The organism is Metallibacterium sp. (genome assembly GCF_054637675.1).
Map to the genome: position 1 here is coordinate 1 of NZ_JBTSRB010000033.1, position 16338 is coordinate 16338.

The window sequence follows — 16338 nt, forward strand, 5'->3', positions numbered from 1 at the left end:
CACCGGCAGCATCGCCGACAACATCAGTTTCTTCGATCCCGAGGCCACCGCCACGCGCATCGAGGCCGCCGCGCGCCTGGCGCACATCCATGACGACATCGTGACCATGCCCATGGGCTACCACAGCTTGGTCGGCGATATGGACCCAATTGGTGGCGGTTTTACTGGCGCTGCTATGTAATGTTAACTCGTGAATTTGGATGCCGCCTCATAAGAGGTGGCATCTTTACGGAGAATAAGATGTTTTGCTCGATAATCACATTTTACTTTTTCATGATGTCTGCCAGCAGTTTTGTATTGACGGCAAATATAGCTTATCAAGTGTTCAAACTCCGCGAGTCATTAAACTATCGACGTCCTCCCGGATCTGAGTAGCACGGGCGTCCATGCAGATATCGAGGTCGCCGCGCGGCTGGCCGGCATCCGCGACGACATCATCGTCATGCGCATGGCTACCACAGTCTGCTCGGCGCATGGGTTCGAGCCTTTCGGGCGGCCAGAAACAGCGCCTGCTGCTGGCGCGCGCGTTGTATCGGCGCCCGCGCCTGCTGCTGCTGGACGAAGCCACCAGCCATCTCGACGTCGCGCGCGAGCGCGCGGTCAACGCCGCCATCGCGCGACTATGCATCACCCGCATCATCATCGCCCATCGGCCGGAAACCATCGCCAGCGCCGAGCGGATCATCGAACTACGCTATCCACCAATCACGGAGGGAGCACCGCAGGAGCGGCGCGTCTCGTGAAGCCGAAGCCAAGACGGAGAATTTTGGCTCTTGTGTGGAGAACTGAAATGAACGTACTAGATTACGAGGCCATCCAGAATGTTTCTGGTGGAAATCCCGTTGTGCTGTGGGCCGTTCTTACCACCGTCGTGGTGGCTGCTGGCGCACTAGAGGACTTTGCGAACGGTTTTGCCGATGGCGTTTCTGACCACAATGAAAAGAGGTAAGCCATGAATATCTTGTCAAAAGATGAAGCGATGCGCGTGTCGGCTGGATCGGGCGACGTTTGGTACAACATCGGCCATGCGATGGGTGGTTGGTACGCAGGAGCTGTCGATAAGACAGCTGATTTTTCGAGTGGGTTGATGGGTTGGACGGTAGCGTTTCTGACTAGCGCGGGGTACGCACCATGTCAACTTTATTGAAGGTATTTGTCAAAAAGAAAACTTGGCTATTAATCGGCCTGACAGCAGTGCTTTGCTTCGTCGTTTTTCATTCGGCCGGCGACTTTGCTCGAGGCTTTGCAGACGGCTGGAATGCTTCCCGTTGAAACCTGTGGACGGGCAATTTGCCCGCTCATTTTTTGATCACGCATCCGCCCCCTCGGGCCAGCCTTCGCGGGTACCGCGGTGGTGCACGCGGTCACCGGGCAGCACGCTGCCGGCGGCCATGGATTCAGCGCCGGCGACGCGCGGGTAGATCGGCGCGAAGTCCTGCTGCGTGGCGGCGAACAATTGCTCGAAGCCGTCGATGACGAAGTAGGTTTTCTGGTAGCTGTCGATGCGGTAGCGGGTGCGCATCACGCGCTCGAGATCGAAGCCGATGCGGTTGGGCGCGGGCGATGCGAGGCTGTAGATCGACTCGCCCTTGGAGCTGACGATGCCGGCGCCGTAGATGCGCAGGCCGTCGGGCTCGCGCATCAGGCCGAACTCGACGGTGTACCAGTACAGCCGGGTGAGGTTGAGCAGCGCCTCGTCGCCGAATTCGCGCTGCGCGCGCAGGCCACCCTGGCCGTAGGCCTGCATGTAGTCGGCGAATACCGGGTTCATCAGCAGCGGCACGTGGCCGAACAGGTCGTGGAACAAATCGGGCTCGGCGATGTAGTCGAGCTGGTCGGCGCGGCGTATCCACCAGGTGACCGGGAAGCACCGCTGCGCGAGGTGCTCGAAAAACACCGCCTCGGGCAGCAGGCCCTCGACGCCGATCAACTGCCAGCCGGTGGCCGCGCGCAGGTGGTGGTTGAGTTGGTCGAAGCGCGGGATGGCATCGGGCGTCATGCCCAGCGCGTGCTGGGCATCGAGAAACGCGCTGCACGCACGACCGGGCAGCAGCTCGCGCTGGCGCTGGAACAGCGTGGCCCAAACCTGGTGATCAGCGGCGCTGTAATCGGACCACGGCTGCTCGACGACGCCGGTGGCGTACTGTGGGATCACGCCGCGGTCGGTGGCGATGTTTTCAACGCGGCGCGGTTGCGCGTTCATGGCGGTGCTCCTCGGCGGCGCACAGTGCACGATGGCTTGCTGCGCTTGAGTGTAGGCCAGCAGGCGCGCAACAGGCTTGCTTTGTTGCGCATAACAGCGCTTTCCGCGCACACTTCATGCGTATATATGACACATGGCGCATGATCATGGCGTTGAACATGGATCGCACCGACCGCGCCCTGCTGCGCCTGCTGCAGGCCGAAGGCCGCCTCACCAATGCCGAGCTGGCGGCGCGCGTGAATCTTTCGCCCTCGGCGGCGCTGCGCCGCGTGCAGCGACTGGAGGCCAGCGGGGTGATCGCCGGCTACACCGCGCGCCTCGATGCGCTCGCGCTGGGCCTGGACCTGGCCGCGTTCGTGCGCGTGCAACTGGCCGCGCACACCGGCGAGGCCATCGCGCGCTTCGTGCAGGTGATGCAGGCGGCCGACGCGGTGATCGCCTGCCACGCGCTGACCGGCGACATGGATTATCTGCTGGAGGTGCGCGTGGCCGACCTCGAGCACTTCTCGCGCTTTCTGCTTGACCGCCTGCTCAACGATGCCGGCGTGGCCGATGTGAATTCCAGCTTCGTGCTGCGCACCGTCAAGGCCGCGCGCGGATTGCCGCTGGGCGATGATTGAGGTTGGCATCCATCGGCTGCCTGTCCGACACGGCACGCCCCGGATTGATCCGGTCATACCATGGTGATGCCGTGGCGCCATGAAAGTCGCCATCTCCGTACCCGATTCTGTGTTCGCCGCCGCCGACGCGCTGGCGGCGCATCAAGGCAAGTCGCGCAGTCAGTTGTACTCCGAGGCGCTGGCGCGCTTTGTCCTGAGCGAGCGCGCCAGCGCCATCACCGAGCAGCTCGATGCGGTCTATGCACGGCAGTCGGGACAACTGGAACCCGCCCTGCGACACGCGCAACTGCACACGCTAGCCCATGCAACGTGGTGAGGTGTGGTGGGCGACGTCGCCGGATGTGGCCGGCTCCGGCCCCGGTTTGCGCCGGCCGGTCGTGATCATCCAAGCCAACCCATTCAACGACAGCCGCATCGGTACGGTGATCGTGGCGGTGATCACGTCCAATCTCGCCCTGGCCGCGGCGCCCGGCAATGTGCGCGTGACCAAATCCGATTCGGGATTGCCGCAGGTTTCGGTCATCAACATCTCGCAACTGCTGACGCTTGATCGGCGCCTGCTTGCGAAGCGCGTCAAATTGCTGCCCACGCAGGTCGTGCAGGCATTGAACGCTGGCTTGCACTTGGTGCTGGCGCTTTAGTCCGCCGCTACGGAACCGCGCGGTGCGTGCGCGTGTCGAAACCTGCAATGTGGCCTGACCGCGATGGCGCTGGCGGCTATCGTCGGTTGGACCTGATCGTTAAAGTGTCGTTATGAGATCCCCTGAATCCCTGGCGCTCGCCACGCCCGATCGCCTGCGCGGCCTGCGCTATGTCTGGCGCGTGCCGCTTCTGCTGGCGATGGTGGTACTGGCGATTCCACTGGGTGGCGTGGTGGCGCTGCTGCCCGATGGCAAAGGTGACGGCACACGCGAGCCGCTGGCGCAGCGCATCGTGCGCTACTGGTCGCGCTGGATGCTGCGCGGCGCGTTCGGTTTTCGCATCAGCAATCACGGCAAGCAGGTGCAAGGGCCGGTGCTGTTCGTGGCCAATCATGTGTCATGGATGGACATCCTGTTGCTGTACACGCAGCGCGCGGCGTGTTTCGTGGCCAAGGCCGAAATCGCGCGCTGGCCGCTGGTGGGCTGGCTGGCGGCGCGCGCCGGCACCATTTTTCATCGTCGCGGCAATGCCAGCTCGCTGAGCGCGGTGATGGCGGTGATGGTGACGCGCATGCGGATCGGTCGCGCGGTGGCGGTGTTTCCCGAGGGCGGCATTGAACACGAGATCACCGGCATCACCACGGTGCGCACGTTCCATGCGCGCGTGTTCCAGTGCGCGCTGGATGCGCGGGTGCCGATCCAGCCGGTGGCGCTCACCTATTGCCGCGGCGGCTGCGCCTGGGATGGCGCCACGTTTCAGCAGGGCGAAAGTTTCATAGGCAATTTCCTGCGCCTGCTGGGCGAGCCGCCGCTGCAGGCCGAGGTGCATTTTCTCGCGCCCTTGACCACGCCTGCGGAGAATGGACGCCGTGCCATGGCCGACGCGGCACGCAGTGCCATCGCCGAATGTCTGAGTCGACGCGCGTGAATCCGCCGCTACCACGCGCTGCCGATTTTTCGCCGCCGCGCTGGCTGCGCAATCCGCACCTGCAATCGATGCTCAGCTCCAGCTCGCTGCGCCGCGCCACGCTGCGCCGTCGCGCGCAGTTGGTGGCGCAGGCGACGCGCGCTGAGGTGCTGCAACTCGACGCCGGCGTGCGCCTGCAGGGTTTTCACAGCGTGCAGCAGGCACTGCCCGAGCGCCACGGTCTGGTGCTGTTGCTGCACGGCTGGGAGGGCAGTGCCGATTCCAACTACATGCAGGCCACCAGCGCGTGCTTGCTGCGCGCGGGCTACGACGTGTACCGGCTGAATTTTCGCGATCACGGCGACAGCCACGCGCTCAACGCCGAGCCGTTTCATTCGTGCCGGCTGGATGAAGTCGCCGCTGCCACCGCGCAGGTGTGCGCGCGTCCCGGCGCAGGCTTGCGCGCGATCGCGGGGTTTTCGCTGGGCGGCAATTTCGCGCTGCGCGTGGCACGCGCCGCGCCGGCGCGCGGCATCGCGCTCGACTACGCGCTGGCGGTGTGCCCGGTGGTCGATCCGGCCGCGGGCCTGCGCCAGCTCGAACAGGGCCGCCTGTATCACGCCTACTTCATGCGCAAGTGGCGCGCCTCGTTGCGCCGCAAGCAGGCGCTGTTTCCGGCGCGCGCGCTGGTGTCGCGCGAGGAACTGGCGCTGAACATGCGCGGGCTGACGCGCGCACTGGTGCTGCGCTATACCGAGTTCGGTACGCTCGAAGCGTATCTGGATGGCTATTCGATCGCCGGGGATCGCCTCGCCGCGCTGCAAGTGCCCGCGACCATCCTTACCGCCGCGGACGACCCGGTGATTCCGGTCGCGGACTTCCGCGCCATGCAACTTCCCGATTGCGTCGAACTGGACATTGCCAAGCACGGCGGCCACTGCGGATTCCTGACTGGCGCGCGTCTGCACAGCTTCGTCGAGGATTACCTCATCGCACGCCTGGATGCACGCGCCGCTGCGCAGGCGCTCACGCCGCCGCAAGCCGCGCGTCGCGCCTGAGCAGCAAGCGCAGCAGCAGTGCGAGTGCCGCCACGCCGAGCAAATTGGCCAGCGCGTCGGTCATCAGCATGCTGGCGCTAGGCGCTACTCCGAACGCACCCGCGTGTGCGTAACCCTGGCCATCCATCCAGGCGACGTAGGCGATGGCCTGATTGCCGGCCGCGGTGAACAACGTGTATTGCATCGAGGCCGATTCACCGCGTGGCCGATGATCTCGAACACTACCGCCGAGCATGCGTAGCGGCGGTTGATGCGATCGAGCACGAAACCCGCGGCAGCGCGCCGGCGGCGGTGACCAGGCTGCCCCAGTAGCCGTTGATCAACTCCACGATGCCGCTGCCGACCTGGTAATCGGGCGCCACCGGCGACAGGCAGAACAGAATCCCGGTCCAGTCGCTACGGCTTTTGGCGGTGCGCCAGGTCTCGCAGATCGCAGAACATGGAGATGCCGAACGGGATCACGGTGAGACCGAACAACCACGGCCGTGACGGGGCTTGCGGGAGGCTTCCATGGCGGCTCTCGCAGGCGGCGGTGACGGAGTGGCGAGGTTTGGGACCGCGCGACGGCGGGTTCAGCGTATCGGCAAGGACGGCTGCAGCGGCTCGATGCGGCCGTCGCCCTGCATCACCTTCTTGTACTCGGCGCGGCTGACCGATACGTAGCGTTCGTTGCCGCCGATCTGCACCTGCGGGCCTTCGCGCAGCGCGCGGCCCTGCTCATCCACGCGCAGCACCATGGTGGCCTTCTTGCCGCTGTGGCAGATGGTCTTGATCTCGGTGAGCTCATCCGCCCACGCCAGCAGATACTGGCTGCCCTCGAACAGCTCGCCGCGAAAATCGGTGCGCAAGCCGTAGCACAGCACCGGAATATGCAGCGCATCGACCACATCGCTGAGCTGCCACACTTGCGCGCGGGTCAGAAACTGCGCCTCGTCCACCAGCACGCAATGCAGCACGCCGCGGCTAGCGATATCCCCGCGCACGCGCGCGGCCAGATCGTCCTCGCGCTGGAAACGCAACGCCGCGGCGCTGAGTCCGATGCGCGAGGCCACCGTGGCGTCGTCGCGCCGCGTGTCCAGTTGCGGCGTCAGGATCAGCGCGCGCATGCCGCGCTCGCGGTAGTTGTAGGCGCTCTGCAGCAAGGTGGTGGTCTTGCCGGCATTCATCGCCGAGAAATAGAAGTAGAGCTTGGCCATGGGGTGGACGCGACGTGGAAAGTGGAATACGCAAGCATCGTGGTTCGCGGCACGCTTGTCATCGTGCTGCCGCAGACGGAACGATCTCGGCGCCGCATGTGCGCCGGTGCATTGTCATGCCCGCGCCGGCGGGCATCCAGCGCAGGGCAACACCACTGGATCCCCGGCTCGCGCTGCGCGCGCCCTGGGAGGCGAGGACGGGTGTGTCACCGTGCAACGCTTTGTCCCGAGTCCCGCTAAGCTAACGTGCTTTGCGCGCATCGCCATGCTCAATCCGCAACAACGTGAAGCCGTTGAATACTGCGACGGGCCGCTGCTGGTGCTGGCCGGCGCCGGCTCGGGCAAGACCCGTGTGATCGTGGAAAAAATCGCGCATCTGGTGCAGCGGCGCGGGCTGGCGGCGGAGCGCATCGGCGCGATCACTTTCACCAACAAGGCCGCGCGCGAGATGCGCGAGCGCCTGACGCGACGCCTGCCGCAGGCCGAAGCCGAAGCCTTGCGCGTATCCACCTTCCACGCGCTGGGCCTGCACTTGCTGCAGATCGAGCATGCGCGCGTCGGCCTGCGCCGCAGCTTCAGCGTGCTGGACACCGACGACACCGTCGCGTTGCTCAAGGACTTGCTGCCCAAGGGCGCGCGCAACGAGGACATTCACGCGCTGCGCGGCGCGATCAGCCAGATCAAAAACGCCGGACTCGACAGCGATGCCGCCGCCGCCGCAGCGCGCAGCGCGCGCGAGCACGAAATCGCCGCGCGTTACGCCAGCTATCAGCAGCGCCTGCGCGCCTGGAATGCGGTGGATTTCGACGATCTGATCCGCCTGCCGCTGGGCTTGCTGGAAGCCGATGCCGAACTCGCGCCGGTATGGCGCGAGCGCCTGCGCTACTTGCTGGTGGACGAATACCAAGACACCAACGAGGCGCAGTACCGGCTGCTGAAGGCGCTGTCCGGGCCGCGCGGCGCATTCACCTGCGTCGGCGATGATGACCAGAGCATTTACGCGTGGCGCGGCGCGCGCCCGGAAAATCTCAGCGAGATCGCGCGCGACTATCCCTTGCTGCGCGTACTCAAACTGGAGCAGAACTACCGTTGCAGCACGCGCATCCTGCGCTGTGCCAACGCGCTGATCGCGCACAACCCGCACGCGCATCCCAAAAAGCTGTGGAGCGCGGCAGCCGAAGGCGCTCCAGTGCGCGTGCTGCGCTGTCGCGACACCGAACATGAGGCCGCGCGCATCGCCGCGCTGCTCGATCAGGCGCACAACACCGACGCCACCAGTTGGGGCGATTACGCCGTGCTGTACCGCGGCAACCATCAGGCGCGCGAGCTGGAAAAAGCGCTGCGTCTGGCGCGCGTGCCGTATCACCTCAGCGGCGCGCTGAGCTTTCTCGACCGCGCCGAGGTCAAGGACACGCTGGCCTACCTGCGCCTGCTGGTCAATGCCGAGGACGACGCCGCGTTTCTGCGCATCGTTAATCTGCCGCGCCGTGACCTGGGCGCGACCACATTGGAAAAACTGGGCATGGCCGCGCAGACGCGGCACCTGTCGCTGCTGGACGCGGCGCGCGACATGCGCTGCACGGCCGTACTGGCACGACGCCAGGCGCAGGCGCTGCACGATTTCGCCACGCTGATCACGCGCCTGCAGCGCTTGGCGCAAACGCTGCCCGCCAGCGCATTGCTGGACGCGGTGCTGGAGCACAGCGGCTACCGTGCGCACCTTGCGGCGCTGCCCGGCGACACCGAGGCGCGCGCGCGCCGCGAGGCCAACGTGCGCGAGCTGGGCGAGTGGTTTCGCGCCATGCAGCGCGGCGGAGCGCGCGCCGGCGATCTGGCGCAGCAATTGATGCTGCTGGGCAACGCTGAGCGCGAAGACCCCGGCAACGCGGTGCGCCTGATGACCCTGCACGCGGCCAAGGGCCTGGAGTTTCGCGGCGTGTGCATCGTCGGCTGCGACGACGCCACGTTGCCGCACGAGGGCGCGCTGGACGAGGGCCGGCTGGAGGAAGAGCGCCGCCTGTTTTATGTGGGCATCACCCGCGCGCGGCAGTGGCTGGTCATCGCGCACAGCGAGCGCGTGCGCCGCTATGGCGAGATCATCGCGCTGCGTCCCAGCCGCTTCATCGATGAGCTGCCCGGCGCCGACTTGCAGCGCGACGGCGACGATCCCGCCGCCGAGGCCGAAGCGCGGCGCGACACCGCGCTGACGCATCTGGCGCGGCTGAAAGCGTTGCTGGAATCCTGAAATCCGGCGCGCCGGGCGTGCTTCAGGCCGGTGCCGGCGACGCGTCATTCAGTGCCTGCAGCCAGGCCTTGCGCGTTGGCGCCGGTACGCTGGTGGGCAGGCCAAGGTAGCGCGCCTCGTTGCGCCAGGCGTCTGCAATCGTCAAATCGTCGCGCCGCAGGAATTCACCCAGCACCGCCGGAATCTGCGACTTGGCGCTGAGCAACGCGTCCATGTCCAGCGCCTGCGCCGGCAGCAGTTCGACGCCCAGTGCCAGATGCGCGCCGGCCTGCTGCAGCCAGTGCTGCGCCTGCGCCACATCGTGCAGCGGAAAGCCGCGTTGATAGCCGAACGCCAACCAGTCGAGCAGGCAGGCCTCCGGCTCGCGCCAGGCCAGCAGCAGGTGCACGCCGGGCAGCGCGCGCTTGAGCGCGGGCAGCAAGCGCGCATCCAGCAGCGGCAGCCAGTCAATGGCTTGTTGCCCCTCGGGCACGGCACGGCGCAGGCCGCGCGCATAGCGCCGCGCCATGCTTTCCAGTTCGGCCTGACCCAAGGGCTGCAACAGACGCGGGTCATCGGCGCGTGCCAACAGCTCGCCGCCGGCGAAATAGTCACTGCGCACTTTCAGGCCCGGCTGCCGCGCCAGCAGATTGGCAAGACGATGCACGCCGCTGCCGGGCAGACCGACCAGCACGGTCGGCGCCGGCGTCAACGCGACCGCCAGCCCCGGCAGCGCGACCAACTCACGCAGGCGTGGCGCCAGTATCTTGGCGTCCGCCAGCTCCGGCAGCGGCGCCGTGTCGTCCGCGTGCATGGCCATGAACGCCTGCTGCGCGGCAGTCCAATCGCGCTTGCCCAGCGCCGCCAGCCCGAGCAAATGCTGGCGATGGCGGCGCTGCACCGGATTGAGCCGCTTCTCGTCCAGCACCTTGAGTCGATCGCGCGCGGTTTCGTAGGCGCTGTCGCGCAGCGCGGCGCGCGCGCGCAGCAGCACCAGCGGCGGCCAGCGTCCGCCCAGTGCGGCGCGCTCGGCTTCCTGGTCAGCGCTGGCGAAGTCGCCAGTACGCTCCAGCGCCAGCGCCAGATCGGCGCGCAGCGAGGGCTGCTCGGGATTGCGCTGCAGCGCCTCGCGCCACAGCGCCACGGCGCCCGCGGCATCGTCGGCGCGCAGCAGACGTCCGGCCAAGGCCGCGCGCGCGCCGGTAGCCTCGGGGTGCGCGCCCAGCCAATCGTGCAGCAGGCGCTGCGCCGATTCGACTTGGCCATTACGCTCCAGCGCCTGCACCAGACCAAGCAATGCGCGCTCGTGATCGGCATCGCGCGCCAGCGCCTGCTGAAACAGCGTCTGCGCAACGGCTGCGGCGTTGCGCGCCAGCGCCAGTTCGCCCATTCCGGTCAACGCCGCGGTGGCGTAGCGCGGGTGCTCGCGCAGTTGCTCGAAGACCTGCACCGCGGCCTCGCTGCGCCCGCGTTGCGCCAACGTCTCGGCCAACTGCAGACGCGCCACGGCCAGCTCGGGATTGAGTTCCAGCGCGCGCTCGAAGGCGCGCAGCGCGAAATCGAGATAGCCTTGCGCGCGCAGCGTCTGCGCGAGGCTGAACTGCGCGGCGGCATCGTCGGGGCGGATTTCCAGCGCCATGTTGAAGCAGCGCGCCGAGGCTTCCTGGTCGCCTTTGCCGGCCAGCGTCTGGCCCAGCCCCAACCAAGCTTCCACGGCGTTCTCGTCGGCGCGCAGCGCGGTGCGAAAACCGCTTTCAGCGGCATCCAGATCACCGCCCGCCAGCGCCGCGGCGGCGAGACCGATATGCGCGTCGAGATTGTTGGGATCGAGTCGGCGCGCGGCTTCGAAAGCCATGCGCGCGCGCCCGCGATCGCCGGCCAGCAGCGCGGCGCGACCGCAGCTCACCTGCAGCGCGGGTTGCTCGGGATCGCGCTGCAGCGCGGGCAGCATGGTTTCCAGCGCCGCGACATAAGCGCCGCGGCGAATGCGCACCAAACCCAGCACGTGACGCGCCTCGATCGCATCCGGCTCCGCATCGAGCCACGCCTGCGCGCGCGCCTCGGCCTCGGCCAGGCGGCCCTGCTGCTCCAGTTCGAGGATCTCGTCGCGCATCGCATGACCCGGTAAAGCGCCTGATTATGCCTTGCGCGGGCTCGTGTCTGGCTTGCATGAACCGACGGCCACGCCGCGCGCCAGCAAGAAGCCCACGGGCGCGGGCACCCGTGGGTTGGGTCGTGCCGCGAACCGCGCGCTCAGATCGAGTAGTACATCTGGTATTCGAGCGGGTGCGTGGCGGCGCGGAAGCGCGTGACTTCCTGCATCTTCAGCGCGATGTAACCGTCGATGAAATCGTCGCTGAATACGCCACCGGCCTTGAGAAAGCCGCGGTCCTTGTCCAGCGCCTCCAGCGCCTGATCGAGACTGGAGCAGACCTGCGGGATGTTTTTCTCTTCCTCCGGCGGCAGGTCATACAGATCCTTGTCGGAGGGCGCGCCCGGATCGATCTTGTTGAGTACGCCGTCCAGCCCGGCCATCAACAGCGCGGTGAACGTGAGATACCCCGAGTTGACCGGATCGGGGAAGCGCACCTCGATGCGGCGGCCCTTGGGGCTGCTCACATACGGAATGCGGCAGCTCGCCGAGCGGTTGCGCGCCGAGTAGGCCAGCATTACCGGCGCCTCGAAGCCCGGCACCAGACGCTTGTAGCTGTTGGTGGTGGAGTTGGCGAAAGCGTTGATCGCCTTGGCGTGCTTGAAGATGCCGCCGATGTACCACAGCGCCAACTGGCTGAGCCCGCCGTACAGCTCGCCAGCGAACAGGTTCTTGCCGTCCTTGCCCAGCGACTGATGCACGTGCATGCCGCTGCCGTTGTCGCCGACGATTGGCTTGGGCATGAAAGTAGCGGTTTTGCCGTTCTGGTGCGCGATGTTCTTGATGACGTATTTCAGCACCATCATCTCGTCGGACTTCTTCACCAGGGTGTTGAAGCGCGTGCCGATTTCGCACTGTCCGGCGGTGGCGACTTCGTGGTGATGCACCTCGACCTTGAGACCCATGGCTTCGAGGGTCTGGCACATCTCGGCGCGCAGATCACCCAGCGAATCCACTGGGCTGACCGGGAAATAGCCGCCCTTGATGCCGGGACGGTGGCCTGAATTGCCGCCTTCGACGCGCTGCCCCGAGGACCACGCGGCCTCATCGGACTCGACTTCGTAAAATACCTTGCCCATGTCGTTGGCGTAGCGCACCGAGTCGAAAATGAAAAACTCGGGTTCGGGGCCGAAGAACGCGGTGTCGGCCACGCCGGTGGATTTCAGATACGCCTCGGCGCGCTTGGCGATGGAGCGCGGATCGCGACCGTAAGCCTGCATGGTGCTGGGCTCGAGCACGTCGCAGGTAAGAATCAGTTGCTTGGCGCTGCTGAATGGATCGAGCACGGCAGTGGAAGCATCCGGCATCAGCACCATGTCGGACTCGTTGATGCCCTTCCAGCCCGAGATCGAGGAGCCGTCGAACATCTTGCCGTCCTCGAAGGTTCCAGCGTCGACGGTATGCGCGGGGAAGCTGACGTGATGCTGGCGCCCGGCTATATCGGCAAAACGGAAATCGACGAATTCGACTTCGTGTTCGGCGATCAGTTTGAGGACATGGTCTGCGGACATGATCTGCTCCAGGTGGGGAAAGGGATGCTGGACTCTGGCAAGCCTCGTGCCAGCCACGATGCGTGGTGGTGGCGCGGCATTTGGCCCGCAGCGCGCTGTCGCGCGGTTGATTAGCGCATCATCATAGTGCTATTCAAAATTGTGTTGCTTTTATTTGGTGCAATTTTGGTGTAACCCCGCTCGCACGCATGGCCGCAACTCGCAGGACTGCAGTTTACGCATCGGTAAGCGCGTTGACCCGGGCGGCTGGCCTAACATCGCGGCTTGACTCATACGGAACCCACCCATGAGCGTCTTTAACGTGCTGCTGATCGCCCTGCTGCAGGGGCTGACCGAATTATTTCCGGTCAGCAGCCTCGGGCATGCGGTGGTGCTACCGGCGCTGCTGCATCTGCACATCAATCAGCACGCGCGCGATTTCCTGCCGTTTCTGGTGGTGCTGCACGTGGGCACGCTGCTGGCGCTGCTGGCGTATTTCTGGCGTGTGTGGCTGGGTATCGCCTGGGGCGTGCTGCGCGGGCGGCGCGCCGGCGACGCCGAAAACTATCGGCGTCTGGCGGGCATGCTGGTGCTGGGCACGCTGCCGGCGATCATCCTCGGCTTCGCGCTGGAAAAACCGCTGCGCGTATTGTTCGGCGAGCCTTGGGTCGCCGCGCTGTTTCTGATCGTCAACGGCGGCATGCTGCTGCTGGGCGAACGCCTGCGTCGGCGCGCGGTGGGTTCTGCGGCGAGCACGACGCAGGATGAGCATCTCGATTGCCTGCGCTGGCTTGACGCGCTGATCATCGGTGTCTGGCAGTGCCTCGCATTCATCCCCGGTCTGTCGCGTTCGGGCGCAACCATGGTCGGCGGCCTGCGCCGCGGCCTCAATCACGCGCAGGCGGCGCGCTTTTCATTTCTGCTGGGCGCGCCGGTGATCACCGGCGCGGCGGTGCTGGAGATTCCCAAGCTGCTGCACGCGCGCGGTGCACATCACGCGCCACTGGGTCTGATGCTGCTGGCTGGCGCGGTCGCCGGCCTCACGGCGCTGTTCAGCACCTGGTTTCTGATGCGCTACTTCCGCCGCCACGAACAGGCGGCGCTGAATCCATTCGCCTGGTATTGCATCGGCTTCGGCGCGCTGGCGCTGCTGCTGCTGCGCACATGAAAAATGCATGGCGCTGAACCCGCCGCGCGCTTCGCGTAAGCTGCGCCGCCTTGCCGCGCGAGTCGTATTGTGCTGATTCCCTGGAACGCGATCCTGCTCGGGATCATCGAAGGCATCACCGAGTTCCTGCCGGTCTCCTCGACCGGGCATTTGCTGATCGCCGAGCAGTGGCTGGGCGCACGCTCGGACCTGTTCAATGTGGTGATTCAATCCGGCGCGATTCTCGCGGTGACGCTGGTGTACTGGCGGCGTCTGTGGACACTGGCGTGGGGCTTGGGCGAGCGCGCCAACCGCGTCTATGTCGGCAAGCTGCTGCTGGCGTTCGCGGTGACCGCTGTGCTGGGTTTCATCGCCGTGAAGCTGGGCTTCAAGCTACCGGTCAGCGTGCGGCCGGTGGCCTGGGCGCTACTGCTGGGCGGCGTCTGGATGCTGGCGGCGGAAGCCATCGCCGCACGCCTGAAACCGGGGCGCGAGGTGAGCTGGACAGTGGCGCTGGTGGTGGGCGTGGCGCAGATGATCGCGGGGATCTTCCCCGGCCTGTCGCGCTCGGCCAGCACCATTTTCGCGGCGATGCTGGCAGGCACGCGCGATCGTTCGGCGGCGACCGAGTTTTCCTTCATCGTCGGCATTCCCACCATGTATGCAGCCGGCGCCTACGAGCTTTGGCACACGTTGCACCACGGCGGCGCCACGCACGAGCACTGGGGCGCGCTGGGTGCGGCTTTCACGGTGTCGACGATCACCGCGTTCGTGGCGGTGAAGTGGCTGCTGGGTTACATCAAGACGCACCGTTACACGCTGTTTGCGTGGTATCGCATCGCGCTGGGCGCGGCCTTGTTCGGCGCGCTGGGGCTGGGTCTGATGCACTGAACACCGCGCTGCGGCGTGCATCAGGGTCGCAACAGGCGCAACGCGTGCAGCAACACCTCACCGCCGCGGCGCAGCAAGGCCGGACGCGGCAGCAAACGCGCGGCCAGCAAACCACCGCACAAAGCCACGACCGGGCGCACCCAGGGATGTTGGTCCAGCCAATCGCCGCCGCGCTGCAACTGCGGCATCAGCGTCGCCCGTGCGCGCTGCGCACGGGCAACGCCATCCTGCCACTGGTGTCGACGCGCGCTCATGCCGGCGGTTTGCCGCGCAGTGGTGCGAGCACGGCGCGCAGTTCGGCGCGCGTCGTCGGCAGACTGAGCGGTCGTAGTACGCGGCGCAGGCCGCGCAACAGCAGCCACACGCCGATGATCAGCAGCACGACGGTCAAAGCCAGCGCTAGCGCCAGCGAGCCGCTGGCGTGAAACAAACCGAGCAAGAGCAACGCCACCAGCAGCAGCAATCCCAGCGCCACCAGCACGATGGTCGCGACGCCGATCAGCAGCGCCCACAGCAGGCCGCGCCCGGCACGGCCAACTTCCAGCCGCACCAAACCCAGCAGCGCCGCGCCCATTTCGAGCATGGCGTCCAACGCACCCAGCGCAGACGCTGTGCCCACTTCCGTGGGCGGAGGCACGGTGGCCGCCGCCTGCGTGGCAGCGGCCTGTGGCACGGGCTCCTCGGCCTCACTCATGCTCAGCGGCGCATCAGGCGACCCAGCAACCAACCCGTCGCGGCCGCGATCAACACCGCCTGGCCGGGCTTCTCGCGCACGAAATCGCGCGTCTTGTCGAACAGATCACCCGCCTGCGCGCGCAATTTCTCAGTCGCTTCGCGGCCTCGCGCCGCCATCTCGGCGGCCTTGTCGTTGACGCTGGCGGCCACATCGGCACCGACATCCGTGGCTCGGTGCAAGCCATGCTCGACGCGCTCGGCGGTGTGCTTCACCACGGCGCTCTCGGTCTGCTTGGCGCGCTCGGCGGTGGCGTGGATGCGGTCTTCAGAGGGATTGCTGACTTCGCTGTTCATGGCTATCTCCGGTGCTGGGCTGATGCGCGACCGCGTCAATGCGGCGATCTGCGTCATGGATATGGTGCCGCACGCCGCGCTGTCCATGCGGTGCGCTGTCGCACGCAGGACAGCGCGGTTGATTCAGCCTGCGGCGCGCATCGAATACGTGCCCACGCACACCGCTTGTGCCAGCACGTGGCCGGCGATGACGCGGCGCAGGTCAGCGAGATTGAATCGCGCCGGCAAGTCCAGCCGTGCCAGTTTCAGCGCGTACACGTGAAACCCGTAGTGATGCACGATGCTGTCGTTCCATGGCGGGCAGGGGCCGTCATAGCCGTAATAGTCGCCGGCCATGTCGACATCATCGGCAAACCAGTGGGTGTAATCGTTGATGCCCTGGCGACTGCCCGCCGGGCCAGGCGGATGCTGTTTGCCGCGCGCGACGATGCCGCTGCCGCAGGCTCCTTCGGCCAACTCGCGCACGCCGGCATCGATGTCGATCATCAGCCAGTGTGCGAACTCGACGCGCGGCAGATCGGCTGGCACCACGCACCCGGCCTTGTTCACGTCATCGCCACGACTGGGCACATCGACATCAATACAAGTCAGGGCGAAGCCGCGCGTACCCTCGGGCACATCACCCCACGCCAGATGCGGACTGCGGTTGCCGCCAAAGGCAAATGGTCCATCCGTGCCTGGTTGGCCAAAGGCGCAACGCGCGGGAATGGGTTGATGGGTGGTAAAACTCTGGCTGCTGAGCTGCACGACACGCTCCCGGGGTCATAGATCACTGCGACG

The 16338-nt window shown here is 66.3% G+C and carries 19 protein-coding genes and 2 pseudogenes; 12 read left to right on the plus strand and 9 right to left on the minus strand.

Annotation, left to right across the window (positions count from 1 at the left end):
• From ACYDAT_RS10565 to ACYDAT_RS10580, 4 genes and pseudogenes are all read left to right on the plus strand, one after another.
• Nucleotides 1-181: pseudogene (locus tag ACYDAT_RS10565) on the plus strand (hypothetical protein); the annotation flags it as partial.
• Nucleotides 182-394: 213 nt separating this feature from the next.
• A pseudogene (locus ACYDAT_RS10570) lies at nucleotides 395-743 on the plus strand (ATP-binding cassette domain-containing protein); the annotation flags it as partial.
• Between the two features lie 47 nt (nucleotides 744-790).
• A complete protein-coding gene (locus ACYDAT_RS10575; protein ID WP_461450010.1) occupies nucleotides 791-949 on the plus strand; it encodes a hypothetical protein in 159 nt (52 codons plus the stop codon).
• Between the two features lie 3 nt (nucleotides 950-952).
• Nucleotides 953-1147 (plus strand): hypothetical protein, encoded by a 195-nt coding sequence (locus ACYDAT_RS10580; RefSeq protein WP_461450011.1) that lies wholly within the window; start codon nucleotides 953-955, stop codon nucleotides 1145-1147.
• A gap of 162 nt (nucleotides 1148-1309) precedes the next feature.
• On the opposite strand, the gene phhA is transcribed toward ACYDAT_RS10580, so the two are convergent.
• Nucleotides 1310-2203 carry a phenylalanine 4-monooxygenase gene (gene phhA / locus ACYDAT_RS10585; RefSeq protein ID WP_461450012.1) on the minus strand — a complete coding sequence of 298 codons (894 nt, stop codon included), beginning with the start codon at nucleotides 2201-2203 and terminating at the stop codon, nucleotides 1310-1312.
• Between the two features lie 158 nt (nucleotides 2204-2361).
• On the opposite strand from phhA, the gene ACYDAT_RS10590 reads away from it, so the two are divergent.
• The 5 genes from ACYDAT_RS10590 to ACYDAT_RS10610 all read left to right on the plus strand — a co-directional run bounded on the left by ACYDAT_RS10590 (nucleotide 2362) and on the right by ACYDAT_RS10610 (nucleotide 5429).
• The gene (locus ACYDAT_RS10590) at nucleotides 2362-2823 is read left to right on the plus strand and encodes an Lrp/AsnC family transcriptional regulator (protein ID WP_461450013.1); all 462 of its coding nucleotides are present in this window, start codon (nucleotides 2362-2364) and stop codon (nucleotides 2821-2823) included.
• Nucleotides 2824-2902: 79 nt separating this feature from the next.
• Complete coding sequence (locus ACYDAT_RS10595; RefSeq protein ID WP_461450014.1) at nucleotides 2903-3139, plus strand: hypothetical protein; 237 nt, start codon at nucleotides 2903-2905, stop codon at nucleotides 3137-3139.
• Nucleotides 3126-3464, plus strand: a complete 339-nt coding sequence (locus tag ACYDAT_RS10600; protein ID WP_461450015.1) for a type II toxin-antitoxin system PemK/MazF family toxin — start codon at nucleotides 3126-3128, stop codon at nucleotides 3462-3464. Before ACYDAT_RS10595 ends, ACYDAT_RS10600 begins: the two co-directional genes overlap by 14 nt.
• Nucleotides 3465-3576: 112 nt before the next feature.
• A complete protein-coding gene (locus ACYDAT_RS10605) occupies nucleotides 3577-4392 on the plus strand; it encodes a lysophospholipid acyltransferase family protein (RefSeq protein ID WP_461440258.1) in 816 nt (271 codons plus the stop codon).
• A 68-nt stretch (nucleotides 4393-4460) separates the two neighbouring features.
• Nucleotides 4461-5429, plus strand: coding sequence for a YheT family hydrolase (locus ACYDAT_RS10610; protein WP_461450037.1), 969 nt, complete (start codon nucleotides 4461-4463; stop codon nucleotides 5427-5429).
• Here ACYDAT_RS10610 and ACYDAT_RS10615 read toward each other — a convergent pair.
• Together ACYDAT_RS10615 and ACYDAT_RS10620 are read right to left on the minus strand one after the other, a co-directional pair.
• Nucleotides 5398-5613 carry a hypothetical protein gene (locus tag ACYDAT_RS10615; RefSeq protein WP_461441309.1) on the minus strand — a complete coding sequence of 72 codons (216 nt, stop codon included), beginning with the start codon at nucleotides 5611-5613 and terminating at the stop codon, nucleotides 5398-5400. The genes ACYDAT_RS10610 and ACYDAT_RS10615 overlap by 32 nt on opposite strands.
• A gap of 388 nt (nucleotides 5614-6001) precedes the next feature.
• Nucleotides 6002-6625, minus strand: coding sequence for a thymidine kinase (locus tag ACYDAT_RS10620; RefSeq protein WP_461440271.1), 624 nt, complete (start codon nucleotides 6623-6625; stop codon nucleotides 6002-6004).
• Nucleotides 6626-6890: 265 nt separating this feature from the next.
• Between ACYDAT_RS10620 and ACYDAT_RS10625 the strand changes: the two genes are divergently transcribed.
• Complete coding sequence (locus ACYDAT_RS10625; protein WP_461450016.1) at nucleotides 6891-8870, plus strand: UvrD-helicase domain-containing protein; 1980 nt, start codon at nucleotides 6891-6893, stop codon at nucleotides 8868-8870.
• Nucleotides 8871-8892: 22 nt separating this feature from the next.
• Here ACYDAT_RS10625 and ACYDAT_RS10630 read toward each other — a convergent pair whose 3' ends face one another.
• Nucleotides 8893-10962 (minus strand): tetratricopeptide repeat protein, encoded by a 2070-nt coding sequence (locus ACYDAT_RS10630; protein WP_461439204.1) that lies wholly within the window; start codon nucleotides 10960-10962, stop codon nucleotides 8893-8895.
• A 140-nt stretch (nucleotides 10963-11102) separates the two neighbouring features.
• Nucleotides 11103-12512 (minus strand): type I glutamate--ammonia ligase, encoded by a 1410-nt coding sequence (gene glnA / locus ACYDAT_RS10635; protein WP_461439205.1) that lies wholly within the window; start codon nucleotides 12510-12512, stop codon nucleotides 11103-11105.
• A gap of 286 nt (nucleotides 12513-12798) precedes the next feature.
• On the opposite strand from glnA, the gene ACYDAT_RS10640 reads away from it, so the two are divergent.
• Together ACYDAT_RS10640 and ACYDAT_RS10645 are read left to right on the plus strand one after the other, a co-directional pair.
• On the plus strand, nucleotides 12799-13659 hold the full coding sequence (locus tag ACYDAT_RS10640) for an undecaprenyl-diphosphate phosphatase (RefSeq protein WP_461450018.1): 861 nt from the start codon (nucleotides 12799-12801) through the stop codon (nucleotides 13657-13659).
• 69 nt (nucleotides 13660-13728) lie between these two features.
• The gene (locus tag ACYDAT_RS10645; protein ID WP_461450020.1) at nucleotides 13729-14529 is read left to right on the plus strand and encodes an undecaprenyl-diphosphate phosphatase; all 801 of its coding nucleotides are present in this window, start codon (nucleotides 13729-13731) and stop codon (nucleotides 14527-14529) included.
• A 20-nt stretch (nucleotides 14530-14549) separates the two neighbouring features.
• On the opposite strand, the gene ACYDAT_RS10650 is transcribed toward ACYDAT_RS10645, so the two are convergent.
• The 4 genes from ACYDAT_RS10650 to ACYDAT_RS10665 all read right to left on the minus strand — a co-directional run bounded on the left by ACYDAT_RS10650 (nucleotide 14550) and on the right by ACYDAT_RS10665 (nucleotide 16305).
• Nucleotides 14550-14783 carry a hypothetical protein gene (locus ACYDAT_RS10650; RefSeq protein WP_461439222.1) on the minus strand — a complete coding sequence of 78 codons (234 nt, stop codon included), beginning with the start codon at nucleotides 14781-14783 and terminating at the stop codon, nucleotides 14550-14552.
• Entirely contained in the window at nucleotides 14780-15223 is a 444-nt protein-coding gene (locus tag ACYDAT_RS10655; protein ID WP_461439223.1) for a hypothetical protein, read from the minus strand. The genes ACYDAT_RS10650 and ACYDAT_RS10655 overlap by 4 nt, the downstream gene beginning before the upstream one ends.
• 2 nt (nucleotides 15224-15225) lie before the next feature.
• Nucleotides 15226-15558 (minus strand): ElaB/YgaM/YqjD family protein, encoded by a 333-nt coding sequence (locus ACYDAT_RS10660; RefSeq protein ID WP_461439208.1) that lies wholly within the window; start codon nucleotides 15556-15558, stop codon nucleotides 15226-15228.
• A gap of 123 nt (nucleotides 15559-15681) precedes the next feature.
• Nucleotides 15682-16305 carry a YbhB/YbcL family Raf kinase inhibitor-like protein gene (locus ACYDAT_RS10665; RefSeq protein WP_461439209.1) on the minus strand — a complete coding sequence of 208 codons (624 nt, stop codon included), beginning with the start codon at nucleotides 16303-16305 and terminating at the stop codon, nucleotides 15682-15684.
• Nucleotides 16306-16338: the final 33 nt, after the last annotated feature.